Origin of the sequence: Enterobacter sp. 01-M-03-SI-ECC, assembly GCF_047530215.1 — a bacterium.
Taxonomy (GTDB): Bacteria; Pseudomonadota; Gammaproteobacteria; order Enterobacterales; family Enterobacteriaceae; genus Enterobacter; species Enterobacter chengduensis.
On sequence record NZ_JBLKDA010000024.1, the window covers coordinates 35,388 to 54,923 of the forward strand.

Consider the following 19,536-nt stretch of genomic DNA (forward strand, 5'->3'; position numbering starts at 1 on the left):
TAATTTATACAATATTACTGGTGATTATATCAGCGTCGTGAGGGATGCCAACCGCGAAATTTCCACGTGCGGCAGAAGACGGCTGTCGGAGGCAATCATCAGGTCGGCGTTTTCCGGCTTGATCCAGCAGGCCTGCATGCCGCAGCGGATGGCTCCGGCCACGTCCGTGGTCAGGTCATCCCCTACGTGCAGGATCTGGCCGAGCGGCAAATTCAGCTTTTCCGCCGCCAGATGATACATATCGCTGAACGGCTTCGCGCGCCCGTGTGGGCCTGCGCGCAGCACGAATTCAAAGTAATCGCTGAGGCCAAACAGCTCCGGCTGGGCGTTGCCGTTGGTGATGGCCACCAGCGGCCACTTTTCGGCAAGCTTCGCCAGCGTGTCGTGGGTCTCCTGCGGCACGTCGATACGGCTGCGCCATTTAGCAAAGTTTTCCATTGCCGCTTCGGCACCGATAGCAGCATCCTGGGCACTCAGACCCGCATTCAGCATCGCCTGCTCCACCGCACGGCGACGCCATTCGGTCACGTCGTGGTAAATGTCCGGCTCGGTCTCCCGCAGGGACTGACGCAGCTTCTGGAAGTCCTTGTTTTGCATCGCCTTGAGCGCGGGATGGTAGTTCTGCACAAACGCCAGCGACTCCTGCTCCGTGCGCAGGATCACCTCGCGGTTGTCATAAAGGGTGTCATCAAGGTCAAACGTCAGCGCGGAGATCTGACCCAGTGGGCGGTAAAAACGCATTATTTCCCCCGTTTGGCGCGTGGATGCGCCGCGTCATACACCGAGGCAAGGTGCTGGAAGTCTAAGTGGGTATAGATTTGAGTCGTCGACAGATTCGCGTGGCCGAGCAGTTCCTGCACGCCGCGCAGATCGCCGCTCGACTCAAGCATGTGTGTCGCAAAGGAGTGGCGCAGCTTGTGCGGGTGAACGTGGCTGTTCAGCCCCTGCTTGATGCCCCACTCCGCAAAGCGCTTCTGCACGTTCCGCGCCGATATCCGCTTGCCGAGCTTCGACAGGAACAGCGCATCTTCGTCCGCACCAAACAGCCCGCGCAGGTCAAGCCAGTGCTCAATCCACGAGACCGCGTTGCGGCCAATCGGCAGGCGGCGCTCTTTGCTGCCCTTGCCCATTACCCACACTTCGCCCGATTCCAGATCGAGATGCTTTAGGTCGAGGTTGACGAGTTCAGACAGACGCAGCCCGGCACCGTACATGACCTCCAGCATCGCGCGGTCGCGCACGGCCAGCGGATCGTTAAGGTCAATATCCAGCAGGCGATTGACGTCGTCGACGTCGATATTTTTCGGCAGATGGCGCGGGGCTTTCGGCGTGGCGATCCCTTTCGCCGGGTTGGCTTTTAAGCCACCCTGGCTGACCAGCCAGTCGAAGAAACTGCGCAGCGCGGAGAGCCTGAGCGCCAGGCTCGCCGGGCTGAGATTTTTTTTACGGCTACGCACGACGAACCCGCGCACCGTGGCGGCGTCACATTGTTGCCAGCTTTTCAGGCCGATCTCTTCGGCAATCTGCATGATGGCATCAAGCTGACGCTGATAGTTAAGCAGCGTAATGGGGCTAAGCTGACGTTCCACGCCGAGATAGCGCAGAAAGCGCGAGACGTCAGTGGCGAGCAGTCCGTCCGTCATACGCGCTCAATCCAGCGCTCCAGCAGCTCGGGCAGCATCAGGGCGATCTCCTGCAGCAGGTGGGTGGCTTGCCCCTGCTCATAGTGATGCGCGTCGCGGCTGGTAAATAAGATGACGCCCAGATCGCCATCGCGACCCATCAGCGACATCGCCACCGAGCCAATCGCCTTGGCCTCCGGCAGCACCACCAGCAGCTCGGGTCCGTTCAGCGGCCCCAGATAGTGGTGCTCATGCCCCAGACGCTGAATGCGCAGCGGTTCAAACGCCTGACGGCTGAGTGCCAGATGGGTAAACCCCGACGGCGCGCCAATGCGCCAGCGGTCAGGGAACAGACGAAGCGTTGCGCCCGCCAGCCCCAGCTCGCGCGCCCAGCGGTGGAAGCGGCTGAGGAACTCGTCAAGGCTGTGCGCCGACGCCAGACGCGCCTGCAGATGCAGCAGACGATAAAACAGGCTTTCATTGGTGCTGGCCTGCTCCATTAGCAGCGTCATGTTCTCTTCAAGCTGATTGATGTGGTTGCGCGCGCGCGCCATGTGCCATTCGACCAGCGACACGGTCCCGCGAACCGGATGCGGCACGCGCATCTCTTCGACGACGCGTGCATTGCGAATAAAAAACTCAGGATTGCGCAGCAGATAATCAACAACGGCTCTGTCGTCCAGTTCCGTCACTGTTTCCTGCAGTTCTTCCCCTGGTTGTTTCATAGATGGATAAACCCGTCATAGACATGTGCCGCCGGGCCAGTCATATACAGTGGATGACCCGGTCCTTTCCAGGCGATATCAAGCCGACCGCCCGGTAATTCCACGCGAACCTCTTCTGCCAGTAACCCCTGGGAGATGCCCACGGCCACCGCCGCACAGGCACCGCTGCCGCAGGCCTGAGTCTCACCCGCGCCGCGCTCGTAAACCCGCAGACGAATGTGCTCGCGCTTCACCACCTGCATAAAGCCGATGTTCGCACGCTCCGGGAAACGTTCGTGGCTTTCCAGCACCGGGCCGAGCGTTTCGACCGCCGCGGTTTCCACATCATCAACCTGAATCACGCAGTGTGGGTTACCCATTGAGACGACGCCGCACAATACTGTCTGCTCGGCCGCACGCATAATATAGGTCTTTTCCGCTTTGTTTGCGCGAAACGGCACGACGGAGGGCTCGAAGTTAGGCTCGCCCATGTTCACGCGCACCAGTTCATCGTCAGTGACGCTGAGCACCATGCGGCCATTGGCGGTACTGACGCGAATATCACGCTTGTTGGTCAGCCCTTTCAGGCGAACAAAGCGGGCAAAGCAGCGCGCGCCGTTGCCGCACTGGTTAACTTCGCTGCCGTCGGCGTTAAAGATACGGTAGTGAAAATCGAGGTCGGGATCGTACGGCGGCTCAACCACCAGCAGCTGATCGAACCCCACGCCCAGATGCCGATCCGCCAGGCGACGGATCAGTTCCGGGGAGAAAAACACATTCTGCGTTACCGCGTCGACGACCATAAAATCGTTGCCAAGGCCATGCATTTTAGAGAACTGCATCATTTGCTCCATTGCGCGGGTACAGAACGTTGTCGTCAGAGATTAACCTGAGTCGGGCCGCCGTTGTCGCCACGGTCGTTCGTATTTGGCGTGGAAGACTCAATGCCGCTGTTAACGGGTTTCGTCGGCGGCGGTGCGGTTTTATCCGCAGGTGGGAAGTACAGTGGTCCCTTCAGTCCGCAGCCCGTCAGGCTAAACAGCGTGATGAGAACGGCAAGCGTTCGGAAAGCGTTTTTCATTATAAAGATGCCCGTAAGTTCAAATCTGTTTCTATCATCGCAGGAGAAGACACAAAAGCAAGAGTTTGCCGCTCTCCTGCAACGGGAATTATTTAGGGTTATACTGCCGGCATCACGAAAAACAGGAACAAAACCATGAACGACAGTGAATTCCATCGCCTTGCCGACAACCTGTGGATGACCATCGAAGAGCGTATTGACGACTGGGACGGCGACAGCGATATCGATTGTGAAATCAACGGCGGCATTCTGACCCTGAGCTTCGAAAATGGCAGCAAAATTATTATTAACCGCCAGGAGCCGCTTCACCAGGTCTGGCTGGCGGCTAAGCAGGGCGGCTATCATTTCGATCTGAAAGACGGGGAATGGGTTTGCGACCGCAGCGGCGTGCCGTTCTGGGATCTGCTGGAACAGGCGGCGACCGCGCAGGCGGGTGAGGACGTGCGTTTCAGGTAGTTTTGTTGCCCGGTGGCGGCTACGCCTTACCGGGCCTACAACGGCTCCAACCGTAGGCCGGATAAGCGTCAGCGCCATCCGGCAACAGCGACTCGGACCGTAGGCCGGGTAAGCGTCAGCGCCACCCGGCAACAGCGGCTCGGACCGTAGGCCGGGTAAGCGTCAGCGCCACCCGGCAACAGCGGCTCGGACCGTAGGCCGGGTAAGCGTCAGCGCCACCCGGCGAAAAGGCTCAGGAGAAATACTGCTGCAACAGCGGGGCGGTATCCTGGTTTGCGGGAACTGGCGCTATCGTCTGGGTTCGGAACGGAATCACCTGCGCTCGCCCGTCCACGTTCACAATCTGGTAGAACTGCGGCAGGTTAAAGTTGATAAAGCTTGAGCCGTAGGTGAAGCGGTCATGCGAAGAGGAGTAGAAGCGGCTGACGTCGCGCACCAGCTCCTCTTTACTGCCTTCACAGTGGTGATACACCTCGGCGCGGTTGGTCTCATCCAGAATGTAAATGTTGAACCCGGCATCGTCGCCCGACTCTTCAAAGAAGAACTGAATGATCCCTTCACTGGCGAATCCGTCCACCACCTGCGGCAGCTTAACGTGGTTGGTTTCCACCTGCACCGACAGGCCATGCAGCTTGTTGTGCGAAATCGCGCCGTAGAACTCAATGGCGTTTTCCAGCTTCTGTACCGACACGTTCAGGCGCTCGAAGAACAGACCCCAGGTTTGGCCGGAGACGCGCAGCGCCTTAAAGCGCCCGGTTTCCTGACGGGTACTGGAGAGGCGCAGTTCGATACACTCAGAGACCAGCTGCTGCACGCGGGTACGAATTAAGCCACGCAGATGCTGGCTGTAGCAGAACACTTCGACGCTGTCCGGCGGCGCGGCATCCTGATGCATCTTGCCGAGAATGGTTTTCAGCGCTTCGATCATCGCCTGCTCGCCGTTGAAGTGCAGGGTACGCACTTCGTTCCACGAGTTGCGATACAGCAGGTCTACGCTGCCCACCAGGCAGTTTTGCTGCTCGCCAAAGCTAAAGACGTCCAGCTTGCGGAAGTCAAAATGGACCACCTGATTGCGGAAGGCCGCCGTCGGGTCGTATTCCAGGTTGACGATAATCGCCAGATGGCGAATCTCGCACGGGCTGTAGAGCGCTTTTGGCGTTGGGGCAGGCAGACGCAGCGGGAAGTGGTGCGAGACATCCGCCACCATCTCCTGCAGCTTCGCGAGATCGACCACCTCGTTGCCTTTGATAAACAGGCGCGTGCGCGAGGTCAGCAGGCCGTTAAACCAGGCCCAGGCCACCAGCTTGTTCAGATAGCGGTTATATTCCAGCGGCTGATGGCTGATGATGGAGTCCATGCTTGGCGCACGGTTGTAAAGATACCACCCGGTGCGGTTCGCGCGGCCCGGCGGAACATAGATAAAGGTCAGGTTCGGTTCTGACAGGTCTGGCGAAATCTGCGGGTTAACCAGCGTGACTTTGCCCGGCAGCGCTTCAAACGCGGCGTACAGCTTACGGGTCAATACCCCGATGTCCTGCGGACTGGCGGAAACGCTGAGGTTGTTACGGCGCGCAAAGCGGATCAGGTTACGGTAGCTTTGCATCATGGCATCAAGCAGTTCGTTGTGCGCTTCACGCACCTGATCGATTTTCCAGTTGGCCCGGTTGTCGAGCATGGACAGACGCGCTTCGTCCCATCCCCACTCTTTCACTAACTGACTGACCACTTCACGACGCCAGCCCACGCAGGCGCGCTCGCGGCTCAACTTCTCACACACTTTGAGATAGAAACATCGACGCACCAGGTCAAGACGCGTGGTGTCATCAATGGCTTTCAGGTATTCGGTCACGCGCTCCAGCATCATGCAGTAGGCGTCTAAACCGAAGGAGACGATCTCCCCGTCGTGCAGTCGCTGCTTGATATCTTTCGCCAGCAGGCGCGGCGTAGGGTATTCCCAGGAATAGGCTTCCAGCAGCAGCGTTTTGAGCACCGCTTTGTACGGCGAGTCGATACTCTTATAGAGCTGCCAGAGGCTTGCGCCAAAGTACTCTTCCGCAGACAACGAGCTGAGGCCGCCGAGGTCCAGCCATTCGTTTGGCGTCAGCACGCCCTGCGCATAAAGCGACATGACGTAATCGTCGTAATGCTCTTCCTCTTCACACGGGACCATATTCCACAGAATACGCTTCCCGGCCAGGCGTACGGCAGTACGGTAGAATTCATCCAGCAATAAGATGTGCTGGGTCGAGCCGCAGTCTTCACCACCCAGACTGCCGCTTTCGTTATGGCGGAAACGGTTTTCATCAATCAGGAAGAAGCTCACTTCCACGCCGAGCGACGCCGCCCAGCTTTCCAGCAGGCTGCATTTACGCTGCAGCAGCTGACGCTCGTCGTTATCGAGCCAGGACTGATGGCAGACCCAGATATCCAGGTCCGAAGAACAGCTTTGCCCTACCGATGAGGTACTCCCCATGGAGTAAACGCCGGTAATGGGCAGTTCACCCTTCGGGGACTCCTGAGGCGGCATGCCGCGGTAGAGCTCCAGCTCGTTCAAATAATGCTGTTGGGTTTCATCAGGCGTGAAAAGGCAAATGCCCTGGGGAACGTTACCGTCAAGGTAGCCGGGCATCAGCGGGTGGTGATAGTGCAATAATGTCGGCAGCAGACTGTATACCTGCTGGAAAGCAGGGCCCATAGCAGCTAGCGCGCGATCCACACGCAGTTGATTTATGGCATCCAGTCTCTGTTTCAGAGTCTCAATATAGAGGTACAAGACGTATCGCCTGATGTTTCCGGGTGTCGCAAGCTATTCAGAACACGAATAACAGCGGGCCCGCAGTATTTCAAAAAGATAACCGTTACCCTTTTTCGCCCTTATCATTTTTAGTGGTAGCGACGAAAAAATGGTCTAAAACGTGATCAATTTAACACCTTGCCGGTTGACCGTAAAGAAAGATGCGCTACATACAAGTGTAGCACCGTTCTGTACGTGTAAATTCCTGAATACGGCAATGGCTGACGAATCCGCCACCTTGTCCCTCTCTCGCTTCATCAACCGTAAAACTGCCATCCCAGAGTCAACAATGTTAGGATGGTTAGCGATTGATAATGACGGTAACAAGCATGTTAGACAATGTTTTGAGAATTGCCACACGCCAAAGCCCTCTTGCGCTCTGGCAGGCACATTATGTGAAGCAGCGCCTTGAAGCCTGCCACAGTGGATTGCGCGTCGAGCTGGTGCCGATGGTCACGCGCGGTGACGTGATCCTCGATACGCCGCTGGCGAAAGTGGGCGGCAAAGGCCTGTTTGTCAAAGAACTGGAACTGGCATTGCTTGAGAACCGTGCCGATATCGCCGTACATTCGATGAAAGACGTGCCCGTCGAATTCCCGGAAGGGCTGGGGCTGGTGACCATCTGCGAGCGCGAAGATCCGCGCGATGCGTTTGTCTCTAACCACTATGACTCGCTCGACGCGCTGCCAGAAGGTAGCGTGGTTGGCACGTCCAGTTTACGCCGTCAGTGTCAGCTGGCGGAGCGTCGTCCCGATCTGATCATTCGCTCGCTGCGCGGTAACGTCGGTACGCGTCTGGGCAAGCTGGATAACGGCGATTACGATGCCATTATTCTCGCCGTTGCTGGCCTGAAGCGTCTGGGTCTGGAGTCGCGCATTCGCGTGGCGTTGCCGCCAGAGCTGTCGCTGCCGGCCGTGGGCCAGGGTGCCGTCGGCATTGAGTGCCGTCTGGACGATGCGCGTACCCGGGAGCTCCTTGCCCCGCTGAACCATGACGAAACCGCGACCCGCGTAAAAGCCGAGCGGGCGATGAATACCCGCCTCGAAGGCGGGTGCCAGGTGCCGATTGGCAGCTATGCTGAATTAACGAATGGCGAGCTGTGGCTGCGCGCGCTGGTGGGCGCCCCGGACGGTTCGCAGATGGTGCGCGGCGAACGTCGCGGCAAAGCGCAAGATGCCGAGCAGCTTGGCGTGTCGCTGGCGGAAGAATTACTGGATAACGGCGCCCGCGAGATCCTGGCTGACGTTTATAATGGAGAACCCCCTGCATGAGTATTCTCGTCACCCGCCCTTCTCCCGCAGGAGAGCAGTTAGTGAGCCGTCTGCGCACACTGGGGCAGGTGGCCTGGAGTTTTCCGCTCATTGAATTCTCCCCCGGCCGCGAGCTCTCTGCGCTCGCCGACCAGATGAATACCCTTCAGGAAGGCGACCTGCTGTTTGCGCTGTCGCAGCATGCCGTGGATTTTGCCCACGGGCAGCTGCAGCAGCAGGGCCTGGCCTGGCCAACCGCCCCCCGTTATTTCGCGATTGGCCGTACAACGGCGCTGGCGCTGCATACCGTAAGCGGCGCGGACGTTCGTTACCCGTTAGATCGGGAAATCAGTGAAGTCTTGCTACAATTACCTGAATTACAAACCGTTGCCGGCAAGCGTGCGCTCATTTTACGCGGCAACGGTGGCCGCGAGCTGCTGGGTGAAACGCTGCGTGAACGGGGTGCGAACGTGACGTTCGTTGAGTGCTATCAGCGCTGCGCAAAGCACTACGATGGCGCGGAAGAGGCGATGCGCTGGCACGCGCGGGGCATCAATACGCTGGTGGTCACCAGCGGTGAAATGTTACAACAGCTTTGGGCGCTGATACCGCTTTGGTATCGCGAAAACTGGTTACTCCGCTGTCGGCTTCTTGTCGTCAGTGAGCGTCTGGCGAACCAGGCCCGGGAACTGGGCTGGCAGGATATTCGGATCGCTGATAACGCCGACAACGATGCGCTGCTGCGCGCATTACAATAACTCTCAAATGGGAAGCCATAATGACGGAACACGACAAATCCTCCGCCGTGGTTGAAGAGACCAGGGAGACTGTGGAGACGACGCCACAGCCAGAGACGACTGAGAAAACCGCTGAGAAGAAAAACGGCAGCAACAAAACCAGCCTCGCGCTGAGCGCGATTGCCATCGCCATTGCGCTGGCAGCGGGCGTTGGCCTGTACGGGCTGGTGAAGCAACAGAGCGCGAATCAGACGTCCACTAACGACGCGCTGGTCAATCAGCTCACCGCCCTGCAAAAAGCGCAGGAAACGCAGAAAACCGAGCTGGAAACAGTGATTAAGCAGCAGGCCGCCGCGCTTGCCGAAGCGAACAGCAAGCAGGAAGCGCTGACCAAACAGCTAGGCGACGTGCAGCAGAAAGTCGCAACGATTTCCGGCACCGACGCCAAAACCTGGCTGCTCTCGCAGGCTGATTTCCTGGTGAAGCTCGCCGGGCGTAAGCTGTGGAGCGATCAGGACGTCACCACTGCCGCCGCGCTGCTGAAAAGCGCCGATGCAAGCCTGGCAGACATGAACGACCCGAGCCTTATCACCGCCCGTCGCGCGATTACCGAAGATATCGCCAGCCTCTCCGCCGTCTCGCAGGTGGATTACGACGGCATTATCCTCAAAGTGAACCAGCTTTCGAACCAGATCGATAACCTGCAGCTGGCGGATAATAACGACGACGACTCCCCGATGGACTCCGACGGTACCGAGCTTTCCAGCTCCCTGAGCGAATGGCGCATCAACCTGCAGAAAAGCTGGCAGAACTTTATGGACAGCTTTATCACCATTCGTCGTCGCGATGAAACCGCCGTGCCGCTGTTAGCGCCTAATCAGGATATCTATCTGCGCGAGAACATCCGTTCCCGCCTGCTGGTGGCGGCACAGGCCGTGCCGCGTCATCAGGAAGAGACCTACAAACAGGCGCTGGATAACGTCTCAACGTGGGTGCGCGCTTACTACAACACCGATGATGCGACGACCACCGCGTTCCTCGAAGATATCGACAAGCTGAGCCAGCAGAACATCACCATGAACGTGCCGGACAAGCTGGCCAGCCAGCCGATTCTGGAGAAGCTGATGCAGACGCGCGTGCGTAACCTGCTGGCACAGCCGGGCGTACCGGCCGAGCAGACGGGCGGAGCGGCGCCCGCTCCGGCTCCCGCGCCTGAAAGCGCACCACAAGGAGAGTAATGATGCTAAAAGTCCTCTTACTCTTCATTTTGCTGATCGCCGGGATCGTGCTGGGGCCGATGCTTGCCGGTCATCAGGGCTATGTCCTGATCCAGACAGATAATTACAACATCGAAACCAGCGTAACGGGCCTGGTGATTGTTCTGATCCTCGGCGTGGTGGTGCTGTTTGCGATCGAATGGATCCTCCGCCGTATTTTCCGTACCGGTGCCCATACGCGCGGCTGGTTCGTTGGCCGTAAACGCCGCCGCGCCCGTAAACAGACCGAGCAGGCGCTGCTGAAGCTTGCAGAGGGTGACTATCAGCAGGTTGAAAAGCTGATGTCGAAAAACGCCGATCACGCCGAACAGCCGGTGGTGAACTATCTGCTGGCGGCCGAAGCGGCGCAGCAGCGCGGTGACGAAGCCCGCGCCAATCAGCACCTGGAGCGGGCGGCTGAGCTGGCTCACGGCGACCCGATTCCGGTGGAAATCACGCGCGTTCGTCTGCAGCTGGCGCGCAACGAGAATCACGCGGCTCGCCACGGCATCGACCGTCTGCTGGAAGTCGCACCGCGTCATCCGGAAGTGCTGCGTCTTGCCGAGCAGGCCTATATTCGTACCGGCGCCTGGGGCTCGCTGCTGGACATCATTCCGTCCATGGCGAAAGCCGGGGTAGGCGACGATGAACATCGTGACGAGCTTCAGCGTCTGGCGTGGATTGGCCTGATGGATCAGGCGCGCGCCGACCTGGGCAGCGATGGCCTGAAAACGTGGTGGAAGAATCAGAGCCGGAAAACGCGTCAGCAGGTTCCTCTGCAGGTGGCAATGGCGGAGCATCTTATTGAATGTGACGACCATGACACCGCCCAGGAGATCCTCCTTGACGGTCTCAAGCGCCAGTACGACGATCGTCTGGTGATGGTGATCCCGCGCCTGAAAACCAATAACCCAGAGCAAGTCGAGAAAGTGCTGCGCCAGCAGATCAAAACCGTCGGCGACCGCCCGCTGCTGTGGAGCACGCTCGGTCAGTCGCTGATGAAGCACGGCGAATGGCAGGAGGCGAGCCTCGCTTTCCGCGCGGCGCTGAAGCAGCGTCCTGATGCTTTCGACTACGCGTGGCTTGCCGATACGCTGGATAAGCAGCATAAGCCGGAGGAGGCTGCCGCCATGCGGCGTGATGGGCTGCTGCTGACGCTGCAAAATAACGGTACGCAGCAGTAATCGATCGGGAGGCCAAATGGCCTCCTTTTTTTATCGCCTTTCTCCTGCTACATTCTTTACACCCACATCCGGAAACGAACCCGCCAATGTAACGATGTCTTTTCATTAACCTTTTTTCACACACGCGCACATTTTGCAGCGTGGACTAAATCGTTTTTGAAAGGAAATCGTCATGAACTCGCTTTTGTATGCGCTTATCCAGGCGCTGCGCTGCCACCGCTGGCTGCGCCTGCTTGCCTGTGCTTTTATCTTTTCTTCGCTGGGGAATGGCTTAACCCAGGTTGTGGTCTTCGGTTTGCTGTTAGCGTGGTCAGCCCCGCCCGCCCTGCTCACCCTCGCTTTTCTTTTCGCTACGGTACCGGGGTTCATCGGCAGCACAATCGGCGAAAAGCTGTGCTCACGCTATTCTCCGATATCCCTGCTGATGCTGACCGAGGGGCTGGGTCTGATCGCCCTGCTCTTTCCCCTGCTTGGCGTGGGTTACCACAGCGTTGCCGCACTACTCGCCGTGCAGTCCGCCGAAGCGCTGCTCAGCGGGATGAGCTGGCCCGCCCTGACGTTGCTGTTTAAGCGCGGACTTAGCGAAGCCGAACTGCCTGCGGCAACCTGTCTGGAAAATGTGATTTTTGCTTCTCAGGTATTGTTAGGGACTGGCCTTGGCGTGATGCTGTTCCAGAAGACATCCGTGTTTACCCTGCTGGCCATCGACGCCGCCAGCTTTTTGGGGGGATTGTTACTGCTATGTCTGGCTGGGCGCCGGTTTTCTTCGCCATCGCTCCCTGCACCCGGTGACGAGGAGGCACCTGCGGCATTACGCTGGCGGACATTATCCGTTCGGCAAAAACGCAGCCTGCTTATTCTGCCAGCGCTGGCCGCCGTCGGCTCACCGGCCATGGCGCTGCTTCCTGCCCTGGCGCAGCAACTCCATCCTCAGGATTCGGCGGGCCTTGCTCTGCCGCTGCTGTTCGCGAGGAGCATGGGGCAGCTATGCGGCCCCCTGCTGCTAAAAAAAGAGAGCCTGACGCGCATTGCGGCTAACACGCCGCGCATCATCGTTTGTCTCGGCATCTTTCTGACCGCTTATGGAATGCTGCCGATGTTGTCCGGGTGGACGGCATGTGCACTGGGGGCGATATTTATCGCGCATCTGGCCTCGAATGTTCTCTTCGCGGCCGGGACGTTTGGCGTACTCAGTAGTTTTCATATCACGCAAACCGCTTCGGCCAGCGGTAAAGCCTGGCGCTGGCAAACGCTCAGCGCCTCTCTTTTCACCGGCATTGCAGCGGTGGTCGCTTCAGCGTTTGGCTCAGTAGAGGCGCTCTATGCTGTCTCGTCAGTGGCCCTGTTGATAGTTGCCCCGATCGTGAGCCGGTATCAGGAATAAGGCATAAAAAAACGCCTGCTATAAAAGCAGGCGTTAAAACAGGTCTGTAAGACAACATATTTGGTGCTTCACTCAACGTTATGCCCATGGTGTCTGATGAGGCCGAAGCGACATCTGTCAGTGGACGATAAGCACCGTAAATGGCTCTGCGTCATTCCTGAGTTTATGAGGCACTAAGGCGAACATAAGAGATGGAATGAGCATCTACACGCATATTATTGCACGTAACGTGCCAACATAACACCAGGAACTTTTACATAACGCAACATTTTAAGATAAAAGGAAATTATGCTGTTAAGCGGCGTCTTACGCCCCACAATGTGCCGATAAAGGCAGAAATCTGTCGCCAGGCGGAGACAGCAAAACAGATAAAAGAATAATTCTTTCATTTTCAATCGATTGGATGTCGCTGAATCGCGACAATGAAATAGGGCGCTGTCGGGGAATCACTACAGGGATAAAAAGTGGCAGAAAACAAAAAACCCCGCCGAAGCGGGGTTCAAAATTGGTCGGCGAGAGAGGATTCGAACCTCCGACCCACTGGTCCCAAACCAGTTGCGCTACCAAGCTGCGCTACTCGCCGATGTACTGCTTTTTTGAATTTTTAGTTCAATTCATTTAAAAAGTCGTGGTGCGAGGGGGGGGACTCGAACCCCCACATCCAAAGGACACTAACACCTGAAGCTAGCGCGTCTACCAATTCCGCCACCTTCGCAATTCACAACTCTTTCAAATAATGGGGTGGCTAATGGGATTCGAACCCACGACAACTGGAATCACAATCCAGGGCTCTACCAACTGAGCTATAGCCACCACTGTATTCTTTCACGCGGTACTGACTACTTCTCAGACCACCGCAGCTCCAGCACCGGGTTAATGGTGCGCCCGACAGGATTCGAACCTGAGACCTCTGCCTCCGGAGGGCAGCGCTCTATCCAGCTGAGCTACGGGCGCTTAGCGCCGTTGCGGGGCTGGATATTACGTACCTCCGTCCCCGCTGTCTAGTGCTTTTTTGAAAAAAATGCGCGTTTGGTTATGGTTTGCACATTTTGCCGCTTATTCCTCCACTTTCTGCGTGGTGGCGCGGCGACCCAGTCCAAAAAGCTTATACGCAGCCGTCACGGCCGCCAGGAAGATCACCCCGACAAACAGCGACATGCGGGTATCTTCATTAAAGTACATCCCGATTAATACGCAAATCAGGAACGCCATCGTCAAATAGTTCGCATAGGGGAACAGAATGGAGCGGAACGGATGGCTTTCAATTGCCTTTTTATGCGCATGACGGAAACGCAGCTGGCTGATGAGGATAACAAACCACGGCACCATGCCCGGCAGGACGCTGGCGCTATAGACGTAAACAAACACGCGCTGCGGGTTAGGAATGATGTAATTCAGGCAAGAGCCAATCAGCAGGATCGCAATAGAAACCGCCACGCCCGCTACCGGTACGCCGGCACGTGAGACTTTACTCATCGCTGCAGGCAGCTGGTTATTCTTCGAGAGCGCATAGAGCATGCGGCCACAGCTGTACATTCCGCTGTTACAGCCTGACAAGGCGGCCGTCAGAACCACAAAGTTGATAATACCCGCCGCTGCCGTGATACCAATTTTGGCAAAGGTTAAAACGAACGGGCTGCCCGTCGAGCCTATTTCATTCCACGGGAAGATGGTCACGATAACGAAGATTGCGCCCACGTAGAAAATCAGGATACGCCACAGCACTTTACCTACCGCGCTACGCAGTGTGACCTGAGGATTTTTCGCTTCACCGGCGGTAATCCCAATCAGCTCCACGCCCTGATACGAAGCCACAACGATACACAGCGCCGTCAGGAAGCCCTTCCAGCCGCCGGCAAAGAAGCCGCCGTTTTCGGTCAGGTTGCCAAAGCCGATAGCGTGTCCACCGTTGCCAAAGCCGAAGAAAATCACGCCCAGGCCGACGACAATCATCACGATAATGGTGGTGACCTTGATCATGGCGAACCAGAACTCAATTTCACCGTAAAGGCGCACGGCGGCCAGGTTTGCCAGCGCCACCAGCCCCACGGCAATGAGTGCAGGTATCCACTGGACCATGTCCGGGAACCAGAACTGCACGTAGACCCCTATCGCGGTGATCTCAGAGATGCCCACCGCCATCCACATAAACCAGTATGACCAGGCCGTCAGGTAGCCGAAGAAGGGGCTCATATAACGGTGCGCGTATACGGCGAAGGAGCCGGTTACCGGCTCCAGGAAGAGCATTTCGCCCATGGAACGCATGATGAAGAAAACAAACAGCCCGGCGATAATGTACGCCAGTAAAACGGAAGGGCCTGCCCACTTGAGCGTGCTTGCGGAGCCCATAAACAGGCCCACGCCGATAGTGCCGCCCAGCGCTATCAGTTCAATATGACGAGCTTCCAGCCCACGCTGTAGCTCCGGTTTTTTCTCTGCCATAGATCCTCGATTGTGTTTGCTGTTTCCCGGCTTAATACCGGGTATTGTTTTTTAGGGGGACTAAAATACGGTGCGAATGGTTTCTTAAAATCGACCAAATGGCAAACGATGCATTAAAAAAATGAATGCATTGCACAGATTATCAGCAGTTTTGCAGGCGAGTTGCAGCGCGAATAGCATATCGCGCTACATTTTGATTACATTTTGCCGGAGTAATGCCAGGCGAGATAGCGAAGCAGTCGGATCTGTCGTTTAATACGCGTCGGTTGCGATAACAGGCGGTACAGCCACTCCAGCCCCAGATTTTGCCAGACCTTTGGCGCACGCTTAACGTGGCCGGTAAAGACGTCGTAGGTGCCGCCCACGCCCATGTAGAGGGCATCCGGACAGACCAGACGGCAGTCACGCATCAGGATCTCCTGGCGCGGGGACCCCATCGCCACGGTGACAATTTTCGCCCCGCTGTCGCGAACGCGTTCAAACAGCGCCTGCCGATCTTCCGGCTTGAAGTAACCGTCCTGGCTGCCGACAATATTAACATTCCATTGTCGACGCAGTTTCTCCTCCGTCTGGGCCAGAATCTCGGGCTTCCCACCAATCAGGAACACGGGCGTACCCTGCGCGCCCGCACGGGCCATAAGTTGCTCCCAGAGGTCGGCACCCGCCACGCGGGAAACATTAGCGTCAGGATACTTTTTACGGATAGAGCGGACCACGCTAATGCCGTCCGCGTATTTAAATTCGGCCGCGTCTATCAGGCTTTTGACCTCGGCGTTGTCTTCCACCGCCAGCATCTTTTCCGCGTTGATGGCCACCAGCGTACCGGATTTCATCTGGCCGTCGGCGAACAGAAAATCCAGCGCGTGCTGCATATCGCGCCAGCCAATAAGCTGCAGACCACGAAGCGCATAGCGCGGTGCAGAAGTATTATCAGTCATTACTATCCTTACTCAGACTTGCGACAGCGTTGTGCTGCCCTGCCGCTCGCGCTTGTGCACAAGCCCAGCGCTGTCAAACAGCCAGTACAGCAGTTTAGCCAGCAACAGGCAGAGGCCGAAAACGACCATGAAAAACACCACGCGCGAAACGAATGAATCCAGTCCTTCACGCGCCAGAACGATCATATTGAAAATGGCACCAAAGCAGAAACTGTGCAAAATGGCCGCTTTGTAGCGGTTGGTATCTTCGTTACCGCGCAGGTAAAGCCAGTCGAACCACTTAATAATCAACCCCACGGCAACCGCACCGGGCAGAATGAACCACGCCCCGCCCATCACCACCAGGGAACCGATCAGCGTCGGTGAAATTGCCAGACCGGAATGGTTGTTCAGCACTTCCCAGGTAAAATAGTTCGCGGTATTGAGCACTACGCCAGGCCGGTCCGGCCATAGCCACGTCGGAATAAACACGTAGAAGTCGCGAACAATCGGCGCCAGCCCCTGGAAATCAATCTTGTCGTAATTCTGCAGCAGCAGCGCCAGGTTTTCCCACGGCGAGAACGTATCGCGCGTCAGGTAGAGGAACGTGTAAAACGCTTCATCACCCGCCACGTTCATCCCATAGCGCTTCAGCGCGAGCCAGAACATCCCCACAATGCCAAACACGCCTGCCGCAACCAGCATCCACAGCGAGATCCAGCCGCGGATGATGCCGATGAACAGGAAGATGGCGAAGGCGATGATGATGTTCGCGCGCGTACCGCCCACAATCATGTAGGTCAGGATGCCAAACGCGACGGTGCTCACCAGGAAGAAGAGCCACGCTTTGCTGTCCTGGCGCAGGAAGAAGATCACCAGCATCGCCGGGATGAAGAAGTAGAAGAAACGCTTAAGCGCCACGCCCGAGACCTCGGCCGAAAAAATCTGGCTGTAGGAGTGGAGCTTAAACAGCAGAAAGCCGTTATGCATAAAGAAGATGCCGACGCTGACCAGGGCGATGGTCATCAGCATCACCCACGTCAGGTGGGTTTCCACCCGATTCATGGTAAAAAGCGCCCGACGCGGGGCCGCGGCCTGCGCCGAACGCAGACGCGTTTTATAGGTGACGTAGTAAACCGCATAGAAGCAGGTCGCCGCCAGAAGCGCCTGGAGCAGAATTTCCGGCGGCGCGACGCTCACGTCAAAACGGAAGACCAGAATGCTGGTGAGCGGGAAGCCGAAAAAGAAGGTCAGCAGAAAAAGTAACGAGAAAAACACGTTAAAGTTGAAGCGCACCCGGCGGAATTCAAACCAGGTCAGCGTGGCGATAAACAGGGTGCTCAGAAGCCAGACAACCAGTAAGCCGCTGAATTGCAACTGACTCATGCTTTGTCTCCTGAAGCGATACGCAGCGCGCGGTGCCACGGCGTGAGGTAATTCGGGCTGAAAAAATCGATGTTATTTTTGTCCACCAGCGTAAGCTGGCGCTGGGCTTCCCGCACGACCTCAACGTTCAGCGCGTCTGAGGTAAACAGCACCGGAATATGCTGCTCGGCCATGTCCTGCCAGAACGGGTTGTCGCGGTTGAGCACGCACGGTACCCCCGCCTGAATCAGCAGACACAGCGTACCGATTCCCTGCTGTCGGGCAAAGATGAAATAGCCGAGATCGCATTTTCTCAGCAGCGCAAGATATTCCTCAAACTCCAGCTTTTCGCTGAGGATGTTGAGGTTCTCAGCGCTAAACAGCGCCAGCCCCTGCTGGCGAACCTCATTGATGTAGGCGTCGTTGTTGGCCGGATAGCCCATCGGCACCACCACGTTCACCGTGTCGCCAAACTGCTGATGCACCGCCCGCAGCGCCGCGACGTGTTCGTTACTGCGATCGCCGGAATTTCCCACAAGTATGGTCAGCTTGCCTTCACGCACCGCGTCATTCGCCAGGGCGTTCAGCGACGGATCCATGCGGGTGGGGAAATAGAGCAACTCGCCACGCACGTTCGGGTGCTGTTTAGCAAAATAGTTGAGATCGCCGCGGGTAGCAAAAACGCAGCCCACGCGCCCCTGGGCCATGCGGCGCAGAGGATAGAAAAGACGGAATTTCCAGCCGCGGGAGACTTCGTAAAGATCGGCCCCCCAGATATGCCAGCTGCACTGGGAAGGCTTGATTCCCCCGCCGAGCAGTGCCAGCCACAGGCCGGTATTGAACTGTCCGTGGAAGAAGAATCGTTGTTCGCGGTCCGCTTTCGCTTTAGCTACGACCGCCTTCGCCAGCGCGGCCTTGTCCGGCCAGAAGCGAATCGTCAGCGCCGGAAACGCCTCGCTCAGGCCCTTATCCTGACCTGCAACCATAAACTCACGCGCATCAGGATTACCCGGTGCCAGTTCGTCGTTGAAGAACCGCAAAACGGTCTGGTTATGGTGTGGGATATCCGATCCCAGGATGTGAATCAGTGCAGTCATGCGCGTTTACGCCACAATAAAAATACGCCGCAACAGGCAGCGAAATAAACAATATAGGTTGCCATATAGGCCTGAGCCGCCCCCAGCGCACCGTGCGCGGGTATCAGCCAGTGCGAGAACGACGTCAGTAATACAAACTGGCTAATTTCCGCCAGGATATACAGCCGCAGGGACGCTTTTGCTATCACCAGATAGCCGAAAACGTAAGCACCTACTTTCAACACATCACCCACCAGCTGCCAGGCAAAGAGATCGCGCATGGCGGTAAACTTCGCCGAGAACAGCAGCCAGATGGCGACATCGCGCAATAGCCAGACGGTAAAGCTGGCCGCCGCGACGGCCGGCAACACAAAGCGCAGCGAGCGAAAAATCTCACGCGTAATATCCTGTCTGGACGTCAAGCGCGATAAGGTTGGCAGCAAATAAACGCTAAAGGAAGCCGTTATAAACTGTAGGTAGGCGTCGGAAATGCTGCTCACGCCCTGCCAGATCCCCACTTCATCCCAGCTGTAGTGCGCCGCCAGCAGGTTTCGCATCATCACGTAGGCCACCGGCAGCGTGACGGACGTAATCAGCGCCATCAGGGTGAATTTCCCCAGCTGGCTGGCAAGCACCTTGTCCCACTGCGGTTTGAGGTAGCTCAGAGGAATAACGCCCCGACGCATCAGCATCAACGCCGCAGGCACAACAACCAGCGCCGGAACCAGCGCCAGGCCCAGCAGAGCGCCTTCATAGCCACCCAGGCGATAGCAGAAGTAATACGCAATAACGCCGATGATGCTGCCCAGGATTAACGCCAGCGCGTTCCCGGCGGCATCGCGAAAGCCTTTCATCAGCGCCAGCAGCAGGTTCGCCCAGGCAATCCCCATCTGAACCAGCGCAACCAGACGCACCAGCCCCTGGTAATGGGCGTGTCCGAACAATCCCTGGCTAATGGGCGCCGCCGCCAGCAGAAAGATAATCGCCATCAGGGTCGAAAAACCCGTGACCATGGCCGAAGAGGTGCCCACCACCCTGCGCAGCTGGGCCGCATCATCATGATACTGAGCAACGTATTTGGTCACGCCGTTGAAGATCCCGGCACCGGCCAGCACCCCAAGGACCGTGACAAGCTGGCGAAAATTCCCCGCCAGCCCCACGCCAGACGGGCCAAATGAGACGGCCAGCAGCTTGACGACCAGCAGCCCGGCGCCAATTTTTACAAGCGTGGACGCGGCGGTCCACACCGATGCTTTTGCCAGAGACAT

The 19,536-nt window shown here is 57.4% G+C and carries 17 protein-coding genes and 4 tRNA genes; 6 read left to right on the forward strand and 15 right to left on the reverse strand.

What is annotated here, in order from left to right; all coding sequences use genetic code 11:
• Nucleotides 1–24 precede the first annotated feature (24 nt).
• From yigB to lptM, 5 genes are read right to left on the reverse strand one after another with little or no spacing between them, the layout of a single operon-like run.
• Nucleotides 25–741 (reverse strand): 5-amino-6-(5-phospho-D-ribitylamino)uracil phosphatase YigB, encoded by a 717-nt coding sequence (gene yigB, locus ACMWKK_RS19405; protein ID WP_112781697.1) that lies wholly within the window; start codon nucleotides 739–741, stop codon nucleotides 25–27.
• Nucleotides 741–1,643, reverse strand: coding sequence for a tyrosine recombinase XerC (gene xerC / locus ACMWKK_RS19410; RefSeq protein ID WP_045330271.1), 903 nt, complete (start codon nucleotides 1,641–1,643; stop codon nucleotides 741–743). The genes yigB and xerC overlap by 1 nt, the downstream gene beginning before the upstream one ends.
• Nucleotides 1,640–2,347, reverse strand: coding sequence for a DUF484 domain-containing protein (locus ACMWKK_RS19415; protein ID WP_045330274.1), 708 nt, complete (start codon nucleotides 2,345–2,347; stop codon nucleotides 1,640–1,642). Before ACMWKK_RS19415 ends, xerC begins: the two co-directional genes overlap by 4 nt.
• Complete coding sequence (gene dapF, locus ACMWKK_RS19420) at nucleotides 2,344–3,168, reverse strand: diaminopimelate epimerase (RefSeq protein ID WP_008501545.1); 825 nt, start codon at nucleotides 3,166–3,168, stop codon at nucleotides 2,344–2,346. Before dapF ends, ACMWKK_RS19415 begins: the two co-directional genes overlap by 4 nt.
• 35 nt (nucleotides 3,169–3,203) lie before the next feature.
• The gene (gene lptM, locus ACMWKK_RS19425; protein WP_032646076.1) at nucleotides 3,204–3,407 is read right to left on the reverse strand and encodes an LPS translocon maturation chaperone LptM; all 204 of its coding nucleotides are present in this window, start codon (nucleotides 3,405–3,407) and stop codon (nucleotides 3,204–3,206) included.
• Between the two features lie 135 nt (nucleotides 3,408–3,542).
• On the opposite strand from lptM, the gene cyaY reads away from it, so the two are divergent.
• Nucleotides 3,543–3,863, forward strand: coding sequence for an iron donor protein CyaY (cyaY, locus tag ACMWKK_RS19430; RefSeq protein WP_032644796.1), 321 nt, complete (start codon nucleotides 3,543–3,545; stop codon nucleotides 3,861–3,863).
• Nucleotides 3,864–4,095: 232 nt separating this feature from the next.
• Here cyaY and cyaA read toward each other — a convergent pair whose 3' ends face one another.
• Nucleotides 4,096–6,636, reverse strand: coding sequence for a class I adenylate cyclase (gene cyaA, locus ACMWKK_RS19435; RefSeq protein WP_032644797.1), 2,541 nt, complete (start codon nucleotides 6,634–6,636; stop codon nucleotides 4,096–4,098).
• A gap of 350 nt (nucleotides 6,637–6,986) precedes the next feature.
• Here cyaA and hemC point away from each other — a divergent pair, with 350 nt between their 5' ends.
• From hemC to ACMWKK_RS19460, 5 genes are all read left to right on the forward strand, one after another.
• Entirely contained in the window at nucleotides 6,987–7,928 is a 942-nt protein-coding gene (hemC, locus tag ACMWKK_RS19440) for a hydroxymethylbilane synthase (RefSeq protein WP_139156921.1), read from the forward strand.
• The gene (gene hemD, locus ACMWKK_RS19445; protein WP_112781695.1) at nucleotides 7,925–8,665 is read left to right on the forward strand and encodes a uroporphyrinogen-III synthase; all 741 of its coding nucleotides are present in this window, start codon (nucleotides 7,925–7,927) and stop codon (nucleotides 8,663–8,665) included. The genes hemC and hemD overlap by 4 nt, the downstream gene beginning before the upstream one ends.
• Nucleotides 8,666–8,685: 20 nt before the next feature.
• The gene (gene hemX, locus ACMWKK_RS19450; RefSeq protein WP_112781694.1) at nucleotides 8,686–9,882 is read left to right on the forward strand and encodes a uroporphyrinogen-III C-methyltransferase; all 1,197 of its coding nucleotides are present in this window, start codon (nucleotides 8,686–8,688) and stop codon (nucleotides 9,880–9,882) included.
• A 2-nt stretch (nucleotides 9,883–9,884) separates the two neighbouring features.
• On the forward strand, nucleotides 9,885–11,084 hold the full coding sequence (gene hemY / locus ACMWKK_RS19455; protein ID WP_112781693.1) for a protoheme IX biogenesis protein HemY: 1,200 nt from the start codon (nucleotides 9,885–9,887) through the stop codon (nucleotides 11,082–11,084).
• Between the two features lie 172 nt (nucleotides 11,085–11,256).
• Nucleotides 11,257–12,468, forward strand: coding sequence for an MFS transporter (locus ACMWKK_RS19460; RefSeq protein ID WP_112781692.1), 1,212 nt, complete (start codon nucleotides 11,257–11,259; stop codon nucleotides 12,466–12,468).
• 506 nt (nucleotides 12,469–12,974) lie between these two features.
• Here ACMWKK_RS19460 and ACMWKK_RS19465 read toward each other — a convergent pair.
• The 9 genes from ACMWKK_RS19465 to wzxE form a co-directional block, all read right to left on the reverse strand.
• Nucleotides 12,975–13,051, reverse strand: a tRNA-Pro gene (locus ACMWKK_RS19465).
• 46 nt (nucleotides 13,052–13,097) lie between these two features.
• Nucleotides 13,098–13,183: transfer RNA gene (locus ACMWKK_RS19470), tRNA-Leu, on the reverse strand.
• 22 nt (nucleotides 13,184–13,205) lie between these two features.
• Nucleotides 13,206–13,281, reverse strand: a tRNA-His gene (locus ACMWKK_RS19475).
• Between the two features lie 64 nt (nucleotides 13,282–13,345).
• A tRNA-Arg gene (locus tag ACMWKK_RS19480) sits at nucleotides 13,346–13,422 on the reverse strand.
• Nucleotides 13,423–13,524: 102 nt separating this feature from the next.
• Nucleotides 13,525–14,910: a bifunctional threonine/serine APC transporter ThrP gene (gene thrP, locus ACMWKK_RS19485; protein WP_045330294.1), complete on the reverse strand. Its 1,386-nt coding sequence runs from the start codon at nucleotides 14,908–14,910 to the stop codon at nucleotides 13,525–13,527.
• A 197-nt stretch (nucleotides 14,911–15,107) separates the two neighbouring features.
• Nucleotides 15,108–15,848 (reverse strand): lipopolysaccharide N-acetylmannosaminouronosyltransferase, encoded by a 741-nt coding sequence (gene wecG, locus ACMWKK_RS19490; protein ID WP_112781691.1) that lies wholly within the window; start codon nucleotides 15,846–15,848, stop codon nucleotides 15,108–15,110.
• Nucleotides 15,849–15,860: 12 nt separating this feature from the next.
• Nucleotides 15,861–17,213: an ECA oligosaccharide polymerase gene (gene wzyE, locus ACMWKK_RS19495; RefSeq protein ID WP_112781690.1), complete on the reverse strand. Its 1,353-nt coding sequence runs from the start codon at nucleotides 17,211–17,213 to the stop codon at nucleotides 15,861–15,863.
• Nucleotides 17,210–18,289, reverse strand: coding sequence for a TDP-N-acetylfucosamine:lipid II N-acetylfucosaminyltransferase (locus tag ACMWKK_RS19500; protein WP_112781689.1), 1,080 nt, complete (start codon nucleotides 18,287–18,289; stop codon nucleotides 17,210–17,212). The genes wzyE and ACMWKK_RS19500 overlap by 4 nt, the downstream gene beginning before the upstream one ends.
• Entirely contained in the window at nucleotides 18,286–19,536 is a 1,251-nt protein-coding gene (gene wzxE, locus ACMWKK_RS19505) for a lipid III flippase WzxE (RefSeq protein WP_045330304.1), read from the reverse strand. The genes ACMWKK_RS19500 and wzxE overlap by 4 nt, the downstream gene beginning before the upstream one ends.

What these genes read in the sequence shown, in the direction of transcription:
- dapF (WP_008501545.1), bottom strand. Translation starts at nt 3,168, where the DNA reads ATGCAGTTCTCTAAAATGCATGGCCTTGGCAACGATTTTATGGTCGTC.
- wecG (WP_112781691.1), bottom strand. Translation starts at nt 15,848, where the DNA reads ATGACTGATAATACTTCTGCACCGCGCTATGCGCTTCGTGGTCTGCAG.
- ACMWKK_RS19500 (WP_112781689.1), bottom strand. Translation starts at nt 18,289, where the DNA reads ATGACTGCACTGATTCACATCCTGGGATCGGATATCCCACACCATAAC.
- ACMWKK_RS19415 (WP_045330274.1), bottom strand. Translation starts at nt 2,347, where the DNA reads ATGAAACAACCAGGGGAAGAACTGCAGGAAACAGTGACGGAACTGGAC.
- cyaY (WP_032644796.1), top strand. Translation starts at nt 3,543, where the DNA reads ATGAACGACAGTGAATTCCATCGCCTTGCCGACAACCTGTGGATGACC.
- wzyE (WP_112781690.1), bottom strand. Translation starts at nt 17,213, where the DNA reads ATGAGTCAGTTGCAATTCAGCGGCTTACTGGTTGTCTGGCTTCTGAGC.
- xerC (WP_045330271.1), bottom strand. Translation starts at nt 1,643, where the DNA reads ATGACGGACGGACTGCTCGCCACTGACGTCTCGCGCTTTCTGCGCTAT.
- thrP (WP_045330294.1), bottom strand. Translation starts at nt 14,910, where the DNA reads ATGGCAGAGAAAAAACCGGAGCTACAGCGTGGGCTGGAAGCTCGTCAT.
- hemC (WP_139156921.1), top strand. Translation starts at nt 6,987, where the DNA reads ATGTTAGACAATGTTTTGAGAATTGCCACACGCCAAAGCCCTCTTGCG.
- hemD (WP_112781695.1), top strand. Translation starts at nt 7,925, where the DNA reads ATGAGTATTCTCGTCACCCGCCCTTCTCCCGCAGGAGAGCAGTTAGTG.
- ACMWKK_RS19460 (WP_112781692.1), top strand. Translation starts at nt 11,257, where the DNA reads ATGAACTCGCTTTTGTATGCGCTTATCCAGGCGCTGCGCTGCCACCGC.
- lptM (WP_032646076.1), bottom strand. Translation starts at nt 3,407, where the DNA reads ATGAAAAACGCTTTCCGAACGCTTGCCGTTCTCATCACGCTGTTTAGC.
- hemY (WP_112781693.1), top strand. Translation starts at nt 9,885, where the DNA reads ATGCTAAAAGTCCTCTTACTCTTCATTTTGCTGATCGCCGGGATCGTG.
- yigB (WP_112781697.1), bottom strand. Translation starts at nt 741, where the DNA reads ATGCGTTTTTACCGCCCACTGGGTCAGATCTCCGCGCTGACGTTTGAC.
- wzxE (WP_045330304.1), bottom strand. Translation starts at nt 19,536, where the DNA reads ATGTCTCTGGCAAAAGCATCGGTGTGGACCGCCGCGTCCACGCTTGTA.
- hemX (WP_112781694.1), top strand. Translation starts at nt 8,686, where the DNA reads ATGACGGAACACGACAAATCCTCCGCCGTGGTTGAAGAGACCAGGGAG.